This is a genomic window from Shewanella sp. T24-MNA-CIBAN-0130 (assembly GCF_040310185.1).
Classification (GTDB): domain Bacteria; phylum Pseudomonadota; class Gammaproteobacteria; order Enterobacterales; family Shewanellaceae; genus Shewanella; species Shewanella psychromarinicola.
In genome coordinates this window covers 63,925-81,132 of the sequence record NZ_JBEOPP010000006.1, presented here as the reverse complement: position 1 = coordinate 81,132, position 17,208 = coordinate 63,925, and the positions used below count along the sequence as shown (strand labels likewise).

Sequence of the window (17,208 nt, the reverse complement as noted above, 5' to 3'; positions counted from 1 at the left end):
TTATGCCTTTACTCGATATTCGTAATCTCACGATTGAACTAGATACCCCCGAGGGCATTGTAAAAGTGCTCGAAAAAGTCAGTTTGACAATCAACCCAGGTGAAATTCATGGGCTGGTTGGCGAATCAGGCTCTGGGCGCAGTTTGTTAGCCAAAGCGATTTTGGGGGTGTTGGGTCCTAATTGGCATATTATTGCCGATCGTATGATGTGGGATGGAAAAAACTTATTGGAAATGAATGCCAAACAACGGCGTTGCCTAATGGGCAGCGAAATGGCGATGATTTTCCAAGATCCTTCAGGCAGTTTAGATCCGGTTAAAACCATTGGTAGTCAATTAATTGAAGCTATGGTGCCCAATAAAAATATTCCTTTTTGGCGACGCAGTCATGCGACCTATTTAAACGCGCAAAAATGGCTCCACAAAGTGGGTATAAAAAAACCCAAAATGCTAATGAAATGCTATCCATGGGAATTGTCTGAAGGCGAATGCCAAAAAGTCATGATTGCAATGGCTGTCGCCAATCATCCCAAACTACTCATTGCCGATGAGCCAACCAACTCTATGGAGCTTAATACTCAAGCGCAGATTTTTAGATTATTATCACAACTCAATCAACTGCAAAATGTGTCCATTTTATTGGTCAGCCATGAGCTCGAAACCATGGTGCATTGGTGTGACAACTTAACCATTCTGTACAGTGGTCAGGTTATGGAATCAGGACCCGTTAACGAAATGGTGGCCATGCCCTATCATCCTTACACGCGGGCATTATTAAAAAACCTACCTGATCATACTAAAAAAATGCGTCACAAAGCTAACTTACCCACACTGCAAGGGTCGGCACCGTCTCTGCAACATTTACCCGCGGGTTGTCGACTCGGCCCACGTTGCCCTGAAGCGCAGCGAACTTGTGTAAAACAGCCTAAACTTGAACATATTAAAGACCGCTATTTTGCCTGCCATTTCCCTTATAAAAGTGAGCAAGAAGATGACGACACCATTGCTTAAAGTGACTGAGTTAAGTAAGCAATACTTAACCGGTTATAAGCGTTTTAAACCTCAATATTATCAGGCATTGTCTCCAGTCTCATTTGAACTCGAGCGCGGTGAAACACTGGCAATTGTGGGAACAGTGGGATCAGGCAAAAGTACCCTTGCCCGAATTTTAGTCGGTGCAGAGCAACGTAGTGGCGGCGAAATATTTTTTGAAGGTGAAACATTAGAAACGCATAATTTAAAGCAGCGATGTCGGTTAATTAGAATGATTTTCCAAGATCCAACCACCTCGCTAAATCCACGTTTATCCATTGGTAACTTGCTTAAAGAACCGTTGCGATTTAATACACAATTAAATTCAACGGAACGTAAAGCCTTGGTCATTGAAACCTTAAGAAAAGTCGGCTTATTGCCCGAGCACGCAGACTTTTATCCGCACATGATTTCAGAAGGCCAAAAGCAGCGTGTCGCCGTTGCGCGGGCATTAATGCTTAATCCCAAAATTATTATTGCAGATGAAGCGCTGACAGCACTGGATTTATCGGTTCGATCTCAAATTATTAATCTGCTATTAAAACTCCAAAAAGAGATGGGTTTATCCTATATTTTCGTTTCACATAATCTCAATATTATCCGTCATGTAAGTGATAAAATTATGGTACTGCAAAATGGTCATATGGTTGAAAAATCCACCACTGAGGCCTTGTTTACCGCACCACAGCATGAATACACCCAGCGACTCATTAAAGAGCAAAGTCAATTTATGCAAAAGCGCTAAACTGCTCCAACCACTATGGTTTTGAGACCTTTTTAGCAAAAATCAGTGCCATTTAGTCGCCGAACTATTTATCCTAGAGCCAATGTTAAAGGAAGAAGCTTAAATATGATTATTAAACCTAAAATTCGTGGCTTTATTTGTACCACGACTCATCCTGTTGGCTGCGAAGCGAACGTAAAAGAACAAATCGAACTAATTAAAGCCAAAGGCAAAATGGCTAATGGGCCAAAAAAAGTACTGGTTGTCGGTTCTTCAAGTGGCTATGGCCTATCTTCTCGTATCGCTTCAGCATTTGGTAGCGACGCCGCCACCATCGGGGTGTTTTTCGAAAAACCAAGTTCTGAAACTAAGCCCGGTACTGCCGGTTGGTACAACACAGCGGCATTTGACAAGTTTGCCAAAGCAGAAGGCCTGTATTCAAAAAGCATTAACTGTGATGCATTCAGCCATCAAGCAAAGCAACAAGTTATTGAGCTTATCAAGCAAGATTTAGGTCAAATCGACATGGTGGTTTACTCACTGGCTTCTCCAGTTCGTAAATTGCCAGACACCGGTGAAGTTATCCGTTCATCACTTAAACCAATTGGCCAAACGTATACTGCCACGGCTGTTGATACCAACAAAAACACCATTATTGATACCTCTGTAGAGCCTGCTACTGAGCAAGAAATTGCTGACACCATCACGGTAATGGGCGGCCAAGATTGGGAATTATGGATGAGTGCGCTAAGCGAAGCTGGCGTATTAGCTGACAATTGCAAAACGGTTGCTTATAGCTACATTGGTACCGAATTGACTTGGCCTATTTATTGGCATGGCGCCTTGGGTAAAGCCAAAATGGATTTAGACCGCGCAGCTCACGCCCTTGACAGCAAATTATCAGTTACGGGTGGCTCAGCTAACGTTGCAGTGTTAAAAAGTGTGGTGACACAAGCGAGCTCAGCAATTCCCGTAATGCCACTTTACATCGCGATGGTATTTAAGAAAATGCGTCAAGAAGGCTTACATGAAGGCTGTATTGAACAAATCTACCGCTTATTCAGTGAACGCCTATACCGTGTTGATGGCCAAACACCAGCTGTTGACAGCGAAAATCGCTTACGCCTTGATGATTGGGAACTTCGCGAAGAAATTCAGCAGCATTGCCGTGATTTATGGCCGCAAGTCACCACTGAAAACTTAAGTGAATTAACTGACTACGATGAATACAAACAAGAGTTTTTAAAACTGTTCGGCTTTGGTATTGATGGTATTGATTATGAAGCCGACGTTGATCCGAGTGTCACGTTTGATGTGATTGAGCTATAGCATAAGTGAACAGGAAGCATAAGTGAACTAGAAGCTCAGTTATAGCACGTTAACGTAAAAAGCCGTAATGCCCTGCATTACGGCTTTTTTATGACTCCAGTCCCGCCCTGAAAGATGTTTACTATTTTTGAGCCGGGCACACACAAAAATGCCCAAATCTCGTCGTTGCCCTCACCTTTAATTGCCATTCACCCATATCTGTCTCTTTTTAGCTTTTTAGGCTATCGTGGCTAGATTACCCTGTCTGGGATGACATGATTCAATAACCTCATGCGGATAGTAGTGATGACTCACAAGTAATAAACGCCCTTTATACCTGCTCTTTGAGGGTTGAAGTCAGCATTAGATCCCTATATTAATAGTGAATAAGTGAATATTTATTGACCATGGTCAGCCCGTGATGGCTTATGGTTTGAGGTTAAACAATCGGTAAATAAATCAGTACTTGTTGTGAGTCTTGCTGTTGTTTTGGCTGAGGGTCACCAAACTCATTATCAGCAATCACGAGTCGCTCTAAAAATAAGGGGAAATCTCTTAGGGTAACATCATTCGCATTAACCCAATCGCGATACAGGTAGCCTATTGCCGCCGTAATACCATTATCATCACCATTGTATTTAACCCTCGCACATCGTCCCTGAGGGATCTCTTTGAGCTTAATCTGACTCGATTCTAACGCTAAAGGGTTCAACCTTGCTTGTGTCTCGGTATTTAACGATACACCAATATCAATTCGATATTGCGTTTTAGCAGATAACTCCGAGCTTGAGTAAAGCAAATTAAAGGTTCTACCGCTTGTAGGAGATAAAGCAAACTGTCGACGCCATTCAATAAATCGCGCAATAGTTTGAGGTAATAAAGCCGGATCACCATGATGTTCCATCACCGCTAATGCTTGCGTATCAAACGATACAATATCAACTGAGGGTTGCTTCTCTTGCTGACTAACATCTGCTTGAAACGATTTAAGCGGTTGTTGCTTAGCAAAAAAGTTGCCCCAATCAGGCGCTTGTTGGAATGATTGAGGGCTTTGACCAATACTGCGAGTAAACGATTCGATAAAGTGCTGTTCGTTACGATAGGCCAATTTAGCCGCGATTGTAGTCAGAGAAACTTGCTTGGCAAAACCTAATAAATGGGCGGCTTCTAGGCTTTTTAGTAATTCTACATAGGCGTCAATGGAGATATGATACAGCGCATAAAATAGCGCTTCAAAATGGCTTTGTGGTATATCGGCAATATCAGCTAACATTCCCAGGTCAAACGGCTCATGTAAATGCTGATCTAAATAAGCTAATACTCGCTCAAATGCCTGATCAAGTCTATGGCTCATGTCGTCTCCTTTTGGGTGTAAGTCATCACATCCCGATCGCTATCAGAACCTAACTAATGTAAATTAACTTGTTGCTTGTGCGCAGGCAATAATACCTAATCTTTAGCCATTGTTTAGCCAAAGTTTAACCAAAATTGGAATAATGAAATTAATCAACTAATTGAATATCTAAGCCTTCTAACAAACTCAAGGCTTCAAATCGGCTGAATATGGCTTGTTTAACCTCATTACGGGTGATGTCAATGTGATAATTGCTTGCATCGGTAAAATTAGCACCGCTTAAATTAGTATGACTAAATTGGCTTAAAGTAAAATCTGTCCGTCGCAAATCGGCTTTGCTTAAATTGGCTTCTCTAAAATCAACATCGTGGGCACGACAATCTACCAATGTTATCTCGGGTAAATGAAGCGAGTAAAAGTTACTGCCATCGAGTAAACATTGCTCAAATTTAATGCTGGTTTGAGTCATAAATTGCGGCCACTGAGCTTTAGTCCAGTCAATACCTATGGCCTTACAGTCGCGAAAAATAACATCATCAAACTCAGTGGCGACGACAGATAACACGCTTAAATTACATTGACTAAAGACACATTCAATAAACTGGCAGTGATTGAAATCACTCTGACTCAAATCACATTGAATAAACTGACATCGCTCAAATATAACCAGCTTAATCTGCAAGACTCCCTGCTTGATAAGCTCAAACGTCTCATCGCAATAATGCGATAACTCAAACCGCTCAATATCATCTCCGCTGGTTAATGGTTTCATGCCTATATTACCTTTAAAAAAAAGACCTAGGCTAGCCTAGGTCTTCTGTTATTACTTACTATTAAAATGACTTAATTAGTCAGCAACAGGATACTCAATTTCAGCAACCGCTTTTAGTGAGGTGATCACAGCACGGTAATCAGCTTCACTGTATTGAGGCGCGATACGTTGTTTAAGCGTATTGATCAGCTTGTCATTGATGCCTTCTGCTTCATTGACTTTATCAACAACAATAACCGCATAACCAGTAGCTAATGATGCAGTGTCAATAGTGACACTGTTTTCAGTAGGAGCAGCAATCTTAAAGGCTTTGTTGGTAATGGCTTGGTCGATGTCTTGATTGAAACGACCTAATTTAGGCAAGGCGGTTAAGGTTGCACCGGTTAAGGTGTTATTACCCGCTTTTAACTGCGCCATATATTCAGCGGCTTTATCACGCGCACCGTCATTGGCTTTATCTTGCTTCAAACGTTCAATAACACCCGCTTTAACATCAACTAAGCTGATGATGCCTGCTGTTTGATGTGTTTTTATGCGAATCACCACAACATGGTTTGGCGCAAGTTCAATCACATCGCTGTTCATGCCACTGGCTAACACTTGGTCAGAAAACGCCGCTTTGATAAGCTCTGGGGTGTTAAATTTAGCAGGTACGTCGTCACGAGAAAATAACTGAGTTGTTTGTACTTTCGCATTAACAGCTTGCGCGGTTTCAGCTAAAGAATCAGGGATTTCGTAACTGGTATCAGCCAGCTTAGTTTGTAAGCTATAGTATACATCTAGCGCTTTCTTTTGTTGCAGCTGTGCTACTATTTTGGCTTTAACGTCGTCAAACGATGTCGCTTGGCTGGCTTGTAAATCAAGTAGCTTAATAATGTGATAGCCAAACTCACTTTTTACAATTGACGAGACTTGATCTTTTTGTAATCCAAAAAGTGCTTCATCAAATGCCAGATCCATTACACCTTGTTCAAACCAATCTAGCTTACCACCTTGTTGAGCGCTAAGCTGGTCATCAGAATCAGTTTTTGCCACTTCAGCAAAATCTTCACCCGCTATTAACTTGGCTTCAATGGCGTCAGCTTTGGCTTTATCTGCACTGTCGTCATCGGTTGCGGCAACAAAAATATGCGCAGCAAGACGTTTTTCAGCCGTTTTATATTGTGCTTTGTTATCGGCGTAATAAGCTTTTACTTCTTCATCAGAGGTTTCACTGTTTTTAGCCATTTCATCAGCATTCAATTCAACATACTCAAGACTGACTTTTTCAGGGCTCATATATTGCGATAAATTAGCATCGTAATAGCTTTGCACTTCTTCATCAGACACCGACACACTTGATAAAAAAGGTGTTGAGTCGACCACTAAGTAGCGGATGTCACGGGTTTGGCCTTGAACTTGTGCAAGCTGCTTAGCTTCGCCATCCAAAACAAACTCACTGCCCACTAGTGCGGTGAGTAACTGACGACGAGTCATATCAACACGCATCATGTTTCTAAAACTTGTGGTTTGATAGCCTAACTGACGCAATACTGCTAGGTAGCGTTCATTGTCAAATTGACCATCAGTTTGAAATGCAGGTTCTTCGATAATCGCTTGTTTGATTTGCTCATCAGATACACGTAAGCCCAATTTATAAGCAGCTTGATCAATGAGTTTATCAGCAATTAAACGATCTAATACACCTTGTTTAATGCCGTTCATGTAAGAATCATCAGCCGCTAATGCGGTAAACATTTCGCCAAGCTGTTCCTCAATACGAGAGCGTTCATTTTGAAAAGCTTGTTCTAGATCGTTGGCGGCGATTGCGTCACCATTAACAACTGCAGCAGGTACACCCGTGTTTGAGCCTAAATAACTGCTCACACCGGCAAAAGCAAAAGAAAGTATCACAAGGACTAGAATTGTTTTAGCAACAATCCCCTGTGATCCTTCACGAATTTTTTCTAACATCTGAATTCTCGCTTGTTGCGATTAATAAAATAAAAAGGCGCATCACCTTGTGGCTGCGCCTTATTGTAAATTATATGGAGTTATCAGACGCTACCACGGGTAAAACCCAATACTCCCAACATGTATTATGCCGCGCATATTACAGGTTGCTTTTCGTAAAAAGCACCGCCTAAGCAGTGCTTACTTTACGAATGCCTTACAAAGGCCACGTTGTTAATAATTAATTAACAGCGTCTTTTAGCGCTTTGCCCGCTTTGAACGCAGGAATGTTCGCAGCAGCAATTTTAATTTCTTTACCCGTTTGTGGGTTACGGCCAGTACGTTCAGCACGTTGACGTACTTCAAAAGTACCAAAACCAACTAGAGAAATCTTATCGCCATCTTTAAGACCTTCAGTTACCGCAGCGATAAAAGAATCCAGTGCGCGGCCAGCAGCAGCTTTAGAAATATCAGCACCAGATGCGATTTTCTCGATTAGTTCAGATTTGTTCATGTCATCCCCTTGAATGTTATTGTCGCGCCGCAACCAAATCTATGATTAGAGCAGTCTGCGGAGGCTTTATTTTATAAGTTTGATAACACACCAAACTTAGTACGAAAACCAAAAAATGAAATTGGATACAGCTCTACGTCAGATGCCCCAAGGGCTTGGTGCGACTGACTCTCCACCGACCTAGGCTACCACAGGTCAGCGCTTTGTTAAGCCCCTTTTTTCATTTTTTTTATGCTCTATAGCAACTTTTTAACTAACAAGCTATTTTTTGACCACTTCAAAGCCTTCAACTGGTCGTTCAAGCGCCAATTTCAACACTTCATCTATCCAACGTACTGGATGAATGGTTAAATCTGCAATCACATTGGCTGGAATTTCTTCCAGATCTCGTTCATTTTCTTGAGGAATTAATACGTGTTTAATTCCGCCGCGATGCGCTGCTAATAGCTTTTCTTTTAAGCCACCAATGGGCAATACTTCACCACGTAAGGTGATTTCACCTGTCATAGCAACATCACTGCGCACTGGGTTACCCGTTAAGCTAGACACTAACGCGGTACACATTGCTGCACCGGCTGAAGGACCGTCTTTTGGTGTCGCGCCTTCTGGTACGTGCACATGAATATCACGTTTTTCATAAAAGTCGTTATTGATGCCTAAATTTTCTGCTCGAGCGCGTACAACCGTCATTGCTGCTTGAATAGACTCTTTCATCACATCGCCCAGCGAACCGGTATAGGTTAATTTACCTTTACCTGCTACTGAGGTGGCTTCGATGGTTAACAAATCGCCGCCGACTTGAGTCCATGCAAGGCCAGTCACTTGACCAATTTGGTTGTTCGATTCTGCTTTGCCAAAATCAAAACGTTGTACACCTAGAAATGACTTTAAATTATCTTGGTTAACGTCAATCACTTTGACCGTTTTATCAAGCAGAATGTGCTTAACTACTTTACGACAAATCTTCGACAATTCACGTTCTAATGAACGCACACCCGCTTCACGAGTGTAATAACGAATAATGCCTAAAATAGCGCTGTCATCGACATTGATTTCTTTTGCTTTAAGGCCGTTACGTTCAATTTGCTTACTCAATAAATGTTTCTTAGCAATATTAAGCTTTTCATCTTCGGTATAACCGGCTAAACGAATAACTTCCATACGGTCAAGCAAAGGGCCTGGAATATCCATTGAGTTTGACGTAGCAACGAACATCACATCAGATAAGTCGTAATCGACTTCGAGGTAATGATCGTTAAACGTTGCATTTTGTTCAGGATCGAGTACTTCTAATAGCGCTGACGATGGATCGCCACGCATATCGGAACTCATTTTGTCGATTTCATCGAGTAAGAATAATGGGTTTTTAACGCCTACTTTGGCCATCTTTTGAATGACTTTACCTGGCATAGAACCAATGTAAGTACGGCGATGACCGCGAATTTCTGCTTCATCACGCACGCCGCCTAATGCAACGCGAACATACTTACGACCAGTAGCCCTAGCGATAGATTGACCTAACGAGGTTTTTCCCACGCCTGGAGGTCCTACTAAGCACAAAATGGGCCCTTTAAGCTGCCTAACTCGGCTTTGTACTGCTAAATACTCAAGAATACGTTCTTTGACTTTTTCAAGCCCATGATGGTCTGCGTCAAGTACTTCTTGTGCTTTGGCCAAGTCACGCTTAATTTTAGAGCGTTGTTTCCAAGGCACCGCAGTCATCCAGTCAACGTAGCTGCGCACAACAGTGGCTTCAGCTGACATTGGTGACATCATTTTGAGCTTATTCAACTCAGCAATGGCTTTTTCTTTTGCGTCGTTTGGCATGCCAGCGTCTTCAATCTTACGCGCCAACACTTCAAATTCATCATGGCTTTCGTCAATGTCGCCTAACTCTTTTTGAATGGCTTTCATTTGCTCATTCAAATAGTATTCGCGCTGACTTTTTTCCATCTGTTTTTTAACACGGGTACGAATACGTTTTTCAACTTGAAGCAAGTCAATTTCCGATTCCATCATTGCCATCAGGTATTCAAGACGCTCACCGACATTGATCATCTCTAGCACAGATTGCTTGTCTTCAAGCTTCAATGGCATATGTGCAGCCATGGTATCAGCTAAACGAGCGGCTTCATCAATACCTGACAATGACGTTAATACTTCAGGTGGGATTTTTTTATTTAGCTTAATGTAGCCTTCAAATTGGCCAATCGCACTGCGAACTAGCACTTCTTCCTCTTTGTCACTTAACTGTTGTGACTCGAGGTATTCTGCTGTTGCAGTAAAGAATGCCTCTTCTTGGATGTATTGCTTGATTTTGGCTCGTTGACCACCTTCAACTAATACTTTAACCGTGCCATCTGGTAATTTAAGCAACTGTAAAATAGAGGCTACCGTACCAATATCAAAAATATCGTCTTTGGTCGGTTCGTCAAGATCAGCGTCTCGCTGAGCGACTAATAAAATTTGCTTGTCTTGTTCCATTGCCGATTCAAGGCAACGAATTGATTTTTCCCGTCCTACGAATAGCGGAATTACCATATGTGGGTATACCACCACATCTCGCAGTGGTAATACGGGGAGTTCGATATGCGCTTCACGCTCTTTAGTCATGGCTCGATTCCGTTTAATGAAATAGACTTAATAATAATTATATTGGGGTAATGTTATCAGTTTCAATGGGCAATACGAAAAAAGGAGCCCAATGGACTCCTTATTTATCAACTTACTTGCTATCAGAGCAATTATTGCTCGCCTGAAGCAACCTGTGTCTCTGTATTTTCGTAAATCAAAATAGGAACTGATTCACCTTTCACTACTGATTCATCAATAACCGCTTTGATCACGCCTTCAGTCGATGGAATATCGTACATGGTATCGAGCAAGATGCTTTCAACAATAGAACGTAATCCACGGGCACCGGTTTTACGTGACATGGCTTTATGAGCAATAGCTTGTAATGCATCATCACGAAATTCAAGCTCGACATTTTCCATCTCAAATAATGCACTGTATTGCTTAGTTAATGCATTTTTAGGCTCAGATAGAATCTGTACTAATGCTGCTTCATCTAACTCGGTTAGCGTAGCAACAACAGGTAGACGACCAACAAATTCAGGGATTAACCCAAACTTCACTAAATCACCAGGCTCTACTTTGCTAAGGATCTGTGAAATAGTCGCTTTATCTGCTTCGCCTTTTACTTCTGCACCAAAGCCAATTCCAGTCCCTGTGTGTGCACGTTGCTCAATGACTTTTTCAAGTCCAGCGAATGCACCACCACAGATAAACAGAATTTTAGACGTATCCACTTGCAAGAATTCTTGTTGTGGATGCTTTCGTCCGCCTTGTGGCGGAATTGAAGCAACAGTGCCTTCAATTAACTTAAGCAACGCCTGCTGAACACCCTCACCCGACACATCACGAGTAATTGAAGGGTTGTCTGATTTACGACTGATTTTGTCAATCTCATCAATATAGACGATGCCACGCTCGGCTTTCTCAACGTCGTAATCACACTTTTGCAGTAGCTTCTGAATGATGTTTTCAACATCTTCACCCACATAACCAGCTTCGGTTAATGTGGTTGCATCAGCCATAGCAAAAGGGACATTCAGTGAGCGTGCAAGTGTTTCAGCTAATAATGTTTTACCGCTACCGGTTGGGCCTAATAGTAAAATGTTACTTTTACCAAGTTCAACACCATCTTTCATTGCGCCATTACGTAAACGCTTATAATGATTATATACCGCTACGGCTAACACTTTTTTAGCTTGATCCTGACCTATTACGTAGTCATCAAGATGTTTGCGTAACTCATGGGGTGTCGGCAACTTGTCTTCATCACGCTTAGGAGAAATCTCTTTGATTTCTTCACGGATGATGTCGTTACACAAATCAACACACTCATCACATACATAAACTGATGGACCAGCAATGAGTTTTCTCACTTCATGCTGACTTTTTCCGCAAAAAGAGCAGTACAGCAATTTGCCGCTGTCACCGTTATTTTTGTTATCGACCATTATTCTACCTCTGTTTACAACTTAAGCTAACCTAAGCCCTGCTTGCAGATACTTATCATAACCACATTGATGACCGAACGTCTCTCAATACAGAATACCTTAATGTAACTAAAAAATCAGCTACCCGTTTTAGCCGCGACTTGTTAGTAATGAATCGACAATACCATATTCAACAGCTTGTGTAGCACTCATAAAGTTGTCACGGTCAGTATCACGCTCTAACACTTCTAGCGGCTGGCCAGTATGATCAGCTAATATTTGGTTTAATTTATTCTTGATGCCTAGGATTTCCTTAGCATGAATTGCTATGTCTGATGCCTGACCTTGGAAACCACCTAATGGCTGATGGATCATCACTCGTGAGTTCGGTAAGCAATGACGTTTACCTTTAGCGCCACCGGCTAATAAGAAGGCGCCCATACTCGCAGCTTGGCCAATACATACAGTGCTCACATTAGGCTTAATGAACTGCATAGTGTCATAAATAGCCATGCCTGCCGTTACGGAACCGCCGGGAGAGTTAATGTATAAATAAATATCTTTATCTGGGCTTTCTGACTCAAGGAATAATAGTTGAGCAACAATGAGGTTAGCCATGTGTTCTTCGACTTGGCCAACTAAAAAGATGACTCGCTCTTTTAATAGACGAGAGTATATATCATAAGAACGTTCACCTTTCGCTGTTTGTTCAACAACCATAGGTACAAGCGCATTGAGTACTGATTCTGGTGCTTTATGCATTATTCATTTCCCTAAAATAAAAATGGCCCGCATGAGGAACCTCATACGAGCCATTATAAATGGCGAACGGCTTGTTAAGTCAAGCTTAGCTTACGCTCGTCCGGTAGCCTTGTTCATAAATTCTTCAAAAGCGACGTCTTTAACGGTTACTTTTGCTGATGTTAACAAAGCTTCAACAGCTTGCTCTTCAAGCGCTACATTGCGCATGTTTTGCATAAGTTCTTTATTTGAGTTGTAGTATGACACAACTTCTGACGGATCTTCATACGCTGAAGCCATAGATTCGATCAATGTATTGACACGATCATCTTCAGCTTTTAGCTCATTGGTCTTAATCACTTCGCCTAATAGCAAACCAATCTTAACACGACGCTCAGCTTGTTCTGTGAAAAGTTCAGCCGGAAGTTCTGGCATATTTTCAGTTTGGTCACCAAAACGTTGCATTGCTTGTTGACGAAGTACATTCACTTCACCCTCTACAAGTGCTTTAGGAATGGTAATGTCGTTTGCTGCAAGTAAACCAGTAATGACCTGCTCTTTCACATTCGCTTTTAACGCTTGCTCTAGTTCGCGAGTCATGTTTTTACGAATTTCAGTCTTAAGTGCGTCTAAGCCACCTTCCGCAATACCAAACAAAGAGGCAAACTCATCATTCACTTCTGGTAGATTAGCCGCTTGAACTTCAGTTAAGGTAATAACGAACTTAGCCGCTTTACCTTTCAAGTTTTCAGCATGGTAATCTTCAGGGAAAGTCACTTCGATTTCGAATTCGTCACCGGTTTTATGGCCTACGATACCGGTTTCAAAACCAGGGATCATACGGCTGCTGCCTAATTGAAGTTCGAAATCATCAGCTTTTCCGCCTTCGAATTCTTCACCATCAATAGTACCAATAAAGTTCATTTTAACTTTATCGTCAGCAACTGCTTCACGTTCAACCGCAGCGAAAGTAGCGTGCTGCTTACGTAACGTTTCAATCATAGTGTCTACGTTTGCATCATTTACTTCAGCTTTAGGCTGTTCAACGGCAATGTTATCTAAGCCAGTTAGTACCACTTCTGGATAAATTTCAAACGTAGCAACGAACTCAAATGTTTCGCCTTCAGTTGTACCAGGAGTAAATACGGGTGCACCCGCTGGGTTCAACTTTTCAGCCACAACCGCTTCAATAAAGTTGCGTTGCATCACTTCACCAGTGATGTCTTGACGAATGGCTTTACCATAACGCTTGTTGATTTCGCCGATAGGTACTTTACCTGGGCGGAAACCTGGAAGACGAGCACGCTTTGCTTCGCGCAATACATTGTCTTTAACCAATTTCTCGATTTGCTCAGCAGGTACAGAAATAGTTAGGCGGCGCTCTAGGCCTTGAGTTGTTTCAACAGAAACTTGCATTGTTTTACCTCGAAATATGTCTAACGTTCTTTGTAATGGTCGACAACTCAACCATTAGATATTCGTTTCTTGACCACGGGTTTAGCTCTGACACCCAGCACAGCGATATTAATGATGCTGAAGACGCTGTTGGTGCAGTTAGCTTATTTTTGATATTTATCAAGACGCGACATTATAGCTACCGTTTTTAACAGAGTCGAGCCTGAAAAGGTCGATTTACGTGATAAAAAAGCCGACTTGTGATCAATTTTGATGTGTTTGCACGTTTAATGTGCGAAATGAGATTGTTGACTTAGGTTGATAATGCTCTGCAGCAAAATAATTATCGTGACCAAAACGAACATAACGACACCCATAAAGGGTCTTTATTCGATAGTTTGAGTTAATCAGAAAAAATGGGGTGACTGATGGGGCTCGAACCCACGACAACCGGAATCACAATCCGGGACTCTACCAACTGAGCTACAATCACCACTGAAATGGTGCACCCGGCAGGATTCGAACCTGCGACCACCCGCTTAGAAGGCGGGTGCTCTATCCAACTGAGCTACGGGCGCATGGTCACAGCTAAACGCTGTATCCTGTCTGGCTGAACAAGTTTACTTGTTCTGTTACTCACTATGATAGCAAATAACATTTAATTTGGTCGGTGATAGAGGATTCGAACCTCTGACCCTCTCGTCCCAAACGAGATGCGCTACCGGGCTGCGCTAATCACCGAAAATCTAGTCTTGTATTCGAGTTTTATATTATCGATAAACAATAACAAGGTTGTCTCGAGAACGGAGCGCATATTAACGAGTCACCTTGCTATCGTCAACGATTTTTTTACCCCTAAATGCTATATGCCGAATTTAGCAGCAAAAACTATGATTAGTATCATAGCGCGAATAGTTTATTAACTGTATTTTCCTCGTCTAGCAAATGACACTCTTCAATACGCCTGCTAGAATAACCGCCGATCGACAATTGACTTCAACACCCGCGCCACTCAAAGGAAACTCAACAGCCATGACTGCTCAAATTATTGACGGTAAAGCCATTGCACAATCTATCCGCACCACACTAAAACAAAAAGTAGCAGTACGTAGACAAGCTGGATTTCGCGCGCCAGGACTTGCGGTTCTTTTAGTGGGCAGTGATGCCGCATCTCAAGTTTATGTTGGCAGTAAACGCAGAGCTTGTGAGGAAGTCGGTTTTGAATCGCAATCGTTTGACCTCGACATCAACACTACTGAAGCAGAACTATTAGCTCTAATCGACCAGTGTAATGCTAATCCAAGCATTGATGGGATCCTTGTACAACTGCCTCTACCTGATCATATTGATGATTCAAAGGTCATTGAACGTATACGTCCAGATAAAGACGTTGATGGCTTCCATCCCTATAATGTCGGCCGTTTAGCACAACGCATTCCAGTGCTACGTTCATGTACCCCTATGGGCATTATGACCTTAATCAAATCAACCGGTGTCGATACTTATGGTCTAGATGCTACCGTGGTGGGTGCATCAAATATTGTCGGTCGTCCAATGACACTGGAATTATTATTAGCCGGTTGTACCACCACAACCTGTCACCGCTTTACTAAAAACTTAGAACAAAAAGTCCGTCAGGCCGATCTGTTGGTTGTTGCGGTGGGTAAACCAGGGTTTATTCCTGGCGAATGGATAAAACCCGGCGCGATTGTTATTGATGTTGGTATCACTCGTTTGGATAATGGTCGCCTAGTGGGTGATGTTGAATTTGATATTGCCGCTGAAAATGCGGCATTTATTACCCCGGTTCCTGGTGGAGTTGGCCCGATGACCATTGCCAGTTTGCTTGAAAATACTTTATACGCTTGCGAGCACTACCATAGTTAACATCGTGCAGCGATATGACAAAAAGCCTGTATTTGCAGGTTTTTTTGTTACACAGCAACACGACTATTTAAGCTCCATATCATCCCAAGATTGCTTCTTTCGATATATCGTAGAGGGGCTGATATCTAACATAGCTGCCGCTTTTGGGATATTGCCTTCGCAAAGTTCAATTGCGGTTTCAATCGTTCGCTTCTCAGTTTTCCATAAGGCTTCAATCACGACCGTATTGATGTCACTTAATGGCGTATTATCAAGAGTGCTGTTTTCAGGTTGTGCAGAACTTGTCGGCGCAGTTTGCATAACGGCAACGGTTTGATTAGCACCATACACACTAGGAGCCTGAACCAGATTTGATAACGGTTTGCTGATTTGCGAGGGTAACATGGCTACTTCGACTTCATCGGCATTGTTCAATACCACAATTTGGCGAACAATATTCTGTAGCTGTCGGACATTGCCAGGCCAAGCATATAGTTGAAGTTGCTTTTGAGCTGCAGCGCTGAAGCCTTTAAAGTTTTTTTGTTCTTCTTTCGCGTATTGTTTTAACAGTTTATTGGCAATTAATAAAATATCTTTACCGCGCTGATTGAGTGGAGGCAACTCAATCGGGATAACATGCAATCGATAATACAGGTCTTCTCTAAACAAGCCTTCTTGCACTTGTTGCCAAGGATCTTTATTGGTGGCGCTGATAAACCTCACATCGACCTTTTCATCTTTACTTCCCCCCACTCGACGAAATACTCCGGTTTGAATAAAGCGCAGTAACTTGCTTTGTAGTTCAAGCTCCATTTCACAGATTTCATCAAGAAAGAATGTACCACCATCAGCTTGTGTTGCAGCCCCATCTCGCTGACTCACCGCCCCAGTAAAAGCGCCTTTGGTATGACCAAAAATCTGACTCTCGATCAACTCTTTTGGGATAGAAGCACAATTGAGTGCTATGAATGATTTATGCTTGCGATTACCAACATTATGAATAGCTTGTGCACAGACCTCTTTGCCAGTACCGCTTTCACCAAAAATAAACACCGATGCCTTACTATTAGCGACGCAATCAATCGTTTTATACACGGTTTGCATGGCTAATGACTCACCTATAAACCCTTGATAGTTGGCTTTGGGTAGGCTGTTTTCATACTGTGTAACCAGTTTAACTAATTGCCTTTGCTTCAACGCGTTACGTAACGTTATCGCTAAACGTTTACTGTCAAATGGCTTAACTAAAAAATCAAACGCACCGGATCGCATGGCATCTACAGCAATATCAATAGTGCCGTGAGCGGTGATCATTATCACTGTAATATCTGGATGGCTTTCATTCACCTGAGCAAGAATATCCATTCCAGACATATCAGGCAGTTTGATGTCTAGAATAAGTATATCTGGCGGTTGACGATGTATTTCTGTTAGCGCATCTTCACCATAATGCACTAAAGTGACATCGGCACCTTCGCTGTATAAGTATTCGGTATAAAGCGCCCCTAAAGATATACTGTCTTCGACTAAAACGACTCGAAATCCCATAATGTTCCTTCAGTTGCTG

13 protein-coding genes and 3 tRNA genes are annotated in these 17,208 nt (G+C 42.1%); 4 read left to right on the top strand and 12 right to left on the bottom strand.

Features of this window, described 5'->3' with window-relative positions; genetic code table 11:
* Nucleotides 1-2: 2 nt before the first annotated feature.
* The 3 genes from AAEZ02_RS04025 (at nt 3) to fabV (ending at nt 3,084) form a co-directional block, all read left to right on the top strand.
* Nucleotides 3-1,010 carry an oligopeptide/dipeptide ABC transporter ATP-binding protein gene (locus AAEZ02_RS04025; RefSeq protein ID WP_124013371.1) on the top strand — a complete coding sequence of 336 codons (1,008 nt, stop codon included), beginning with the start codon at nt 3-5 and terminating at the stop codon, nt 1,008-1,010.
* Nucleotides 991-1,776, top strand: a complete 786-nt coding sequence (locus AAEZ02_RS04020; protein ID WP_101030329.1) for a peptide ABC transporter ATP-binding protein — start codon at nt 991-993, stop codon at nt 1,774-1,776. The genes AAEZ02_RS04025 and AAEZ02_RS04020 overlap by 20 nt, the downstream gene beginning before the upstream one ends.
* Nucleotides 1,777-1,881: 105 nt before the next feature.
* Nucleotides 1,882-3,084, top strand: a complete 1,203-nt coding sequence (gene fabV / locus AAEZ02_RS04015) for an enoyl-ACP reductase FabV (RefSeq protein ID WP_124013372.1) — start codon at nt 1,882-1,884, stop codon at nt 3,082-3,084.
* Between the two features lie 418 nt (nt 3,085-3,502).
* On the opposite strand, the gene AAEZ02_RS04010 is transcribed toward fabV, so the two are convergent.
* From AAEZ02_RS04010 to AAEZ02_RS03960, 11 genes are all read right to left on the bottom strand, one after another.
* Nucleotides 3,503-4,417, bottom strand: a complete 915-nt coding sequence (locus tag AAEZ02_RS04010; RefSeq protein WP_351122062.1) for an AraC family transcriptional regulator — start codon at nt 4,415-4,417, stop codon at nt 3,503-3,505.
* Nucleotides 4,418-4,565: 148 nt separating this feature from the next.
* Nucleotides 4,566-5,189, bottom strand: a complete 624-nt coding sequence (locus tag AAEZ02_RS04005) for a pentapeptide repeat-containing protein (protein ID WP_124013374.1) — start codon at nt 5,187-5,189, stop codon at nt 4,566-4,568.
* Nucleotides 5,190-5,264: 75 nt separating this feature from the next.
* On the bottom strand, nt 5,265-7,142 hold the full coding sequence (locus AAEZ02_RS04000) for a SurA N-terminal domain-containing protein (RefSeq protein WP_351122057.1): 1,878 nt from the start codon (nt 7,140-7,142) through the stop codon (nt 5,265-5,267).
* A 220-nt stretch (nt 7,143-7,362) separates the two neighbouring features.
* A complete protein-coding gene (gene hupB / locus AAEZ02_RS03995; RefSeq protein WP_059745462.1) occupies nt 7,363-7,635 on the bottom strand; it encodes a nucleoid-associated protein HU-beta in 273 nt (90 codons plus the stop codon).
* A 261-nt stretch (nt 7,636-7,896) separates the two neighbouring features.
* Nucleotides 7,897-10,248: an endopeptidase La gene (gene lon, locus AAEZ02_RS03990; RefSeq protein WP_124013376.1), complete on the bottom strand. Its 2,352-nt coding sequence runs from the start codon at nt 10,246-10,248 to the stop codon at nt 7,897-7,899.
* A 131-nt stretch (nt 10,249-10,379) separates the two neighbouring features.
* Nucleotides 10,380-11,660: an ATP-dependent protease ATP-binding subunit ClpX gene (gene clpX, locus AAEZ02_RS03985; protein WP_101030323.1), complete on the bottom strand. Its 1,281-nt coding sequence runs from the start codon at nt 11,658-11,660 to the stop codon at nt 10,380-10,382.
* A gap of 129 nt (nt 11,661-11,789) precedes the next feature.
* A complete protein-coding gene (clpP, locus tag AAEZ02_RS03980; protein ID WP_101030322.1) occupies nt 11,790-12,401 on the bottom strand; it encodes an ATP-dependent Clp endopeptidase proteolytic subunit ClpP in 612 nt (203 codons plus the stop codon).
* A gap of 90 nt (nt 12,402-12,491) precedes the next feature.
* Nucleotides 12,492-13,796 carry a trigger factor gene (gene tig, locus AAEZ02_RS03975; RefSeq protein ID WP_124013377.1) on the bottom strand — a complete coding sequence of 435 codons (1,305 nt, stop codon included), beginning with the start codon at nt 13,794-13,796 and terminating at the stop codon, nt 12,492-12,494.
* A gap of 396 nt (nt 13,797-14,192) precedes the next feature.
* Nucleotides 14,193-14,268, bottom strand: a tRNA-His gene (locus AAEZ02_RS03970).
* A gap of 8 nt (nt 14,269-14,276) precedes the next feature.
* A tRNA-Arg gene (locus AAEZ02_RS03965) sits at nt 14,277-14,353 on the bottom strand.
* Between the two features lie 86 nt (nt 14,354-14,439).
* Nucleotides 14,440-14,516, bottom strand: a tRNA-Pro gene (locus tag AAEZ02_RS03960).
* A gap of 291 nt (nt 14,517-14,807) precedes the next feature.
* On the opposite strand from AAEZ02_RS03960, the gene folD reads away from it, so the two are divergent.
* A complete protein-coding gene (folD, locus tag AAEZ02_RS03955) occupies nt 14,808-15,662 on the top strand; it encodes a bifunctional methylenetetrahydrofolate dehydrogenase/methenyltetrahydrofolate cyclohydrolase FolD (protein WP_124013378.1) in 855 nt (284 codons plus the stop codon).
* Between the two features lie 63 nt (nt 15,663-15,725).
* On the opposite strand, the gene AAEZ02_RS03950 is transcribed toward folD, so the two are convergent.
* The gene (locus tag AAEZ02_RS03950) at nt 15,726-17,189 is read right to left on the bottom strand and encodes a sigma-54-dependent transcriptional regulator (RefSeq protein ID WP_124013379.1); all 1,464 of its coding nucleotides are present in this window, start codon (nt 17,187-17,189) and stop codon (nt 15,726-15,728) included.
* Between the last annotated feature and the right edge of the window lie 19 nt (nt 17,190-17,208).

Excerpts from the sequence above, each read along its gene's own strand:
- AAEZ02_RS04025 (WP_124013371.1), top strand. The coding sequence starts at position 3 with ATGCCTTTACTCGATATTCGTAATCTCACGATTGAACTAGATACCCCC.
- AAEZ02_RS04020 (WP_101030329.1), top strand. The coding sequence starts at position 991 with ATGACGACACCATTGCTTAAAGTGACTGAGTTAAGTAAGCAATACTTA.
- fabV (WP_124013372.1), top strand. The coding sequence starts at position 1,882 with ATGATTATTAAACCTAAAATTCGTGGCTTTATTTGTACCACGACTCAT.
- AAEZ02_RS04010 (WP_351122062.1), bottom strand. The coding sequence starts at position 4,417 with ATGAGCCATAGACTTGATCAGGCATTTGAGCGAGTATTAGCTTATTTA.
- AAEZ02_RS04005 (WP_124013374.1), bottom strand. The coding sequence starts at position 5,189 with ATGAAACCATTAACCAGCGGAGATGATATTGAGCGGTTTGAGTTATCG.
- AAEZ02_RS04000 (WP_351122057.1), bottom strand. The coding sequence starts at position 7,142 with ATGTTAGAAAAAATTCGTGAAGGATCACAGGGGATTGTTGCTAAAACA.
- hupB (WP_059745462.1), bottom strand. The coding sequence starts at position 7,635 with ATGAACAAATCTGAACTAATCGAGAAAATCGCATCTGGTGCTGATATT.
- lon (WP_124013376.1), bottom strand. The coding sequence starts at position 10,248 with ATGACTAAAGAGCGTGAAGCGCATATCGAACTCCCCGTATTACCACTG.
- clpX (WP_101030323.1), bottom strand. The coding sequence starts at position 11,660 with ATGGTCGATAACAAAAATAACGGTGACAGCGGCAAATTGCTGTACTGC.
- clpP (WP_101030322.1), bottom strand. The coding sequence starts at position 12,401 with ATGCATAAAGCACCAGAATCAGTACTCAATGCGCTTGTACCTATGGTT.
- tig (WP_124013377.1), bottom strand. The coding sequence starts at position 13,796 with ATGCAAGTTTCTGTTGAAACAACTCAAGGCCTAGAGCGCCGCCTAACT.
- folD (WP_124013378.1), top strand. The coding sequence starts at position 14,808 with ATGACTGCTCAAATTATTGACGGTAAAGCCATTGCACAATCTATCCGC.
- AAEZ02_RS03950 (WP_124013379.1), bottom strand. The coding sequence starts at position 17,189 with ATGGGATTTCGAGTCGTTTTAGTCGAAGACAGTATATCTTTAGGGGCG.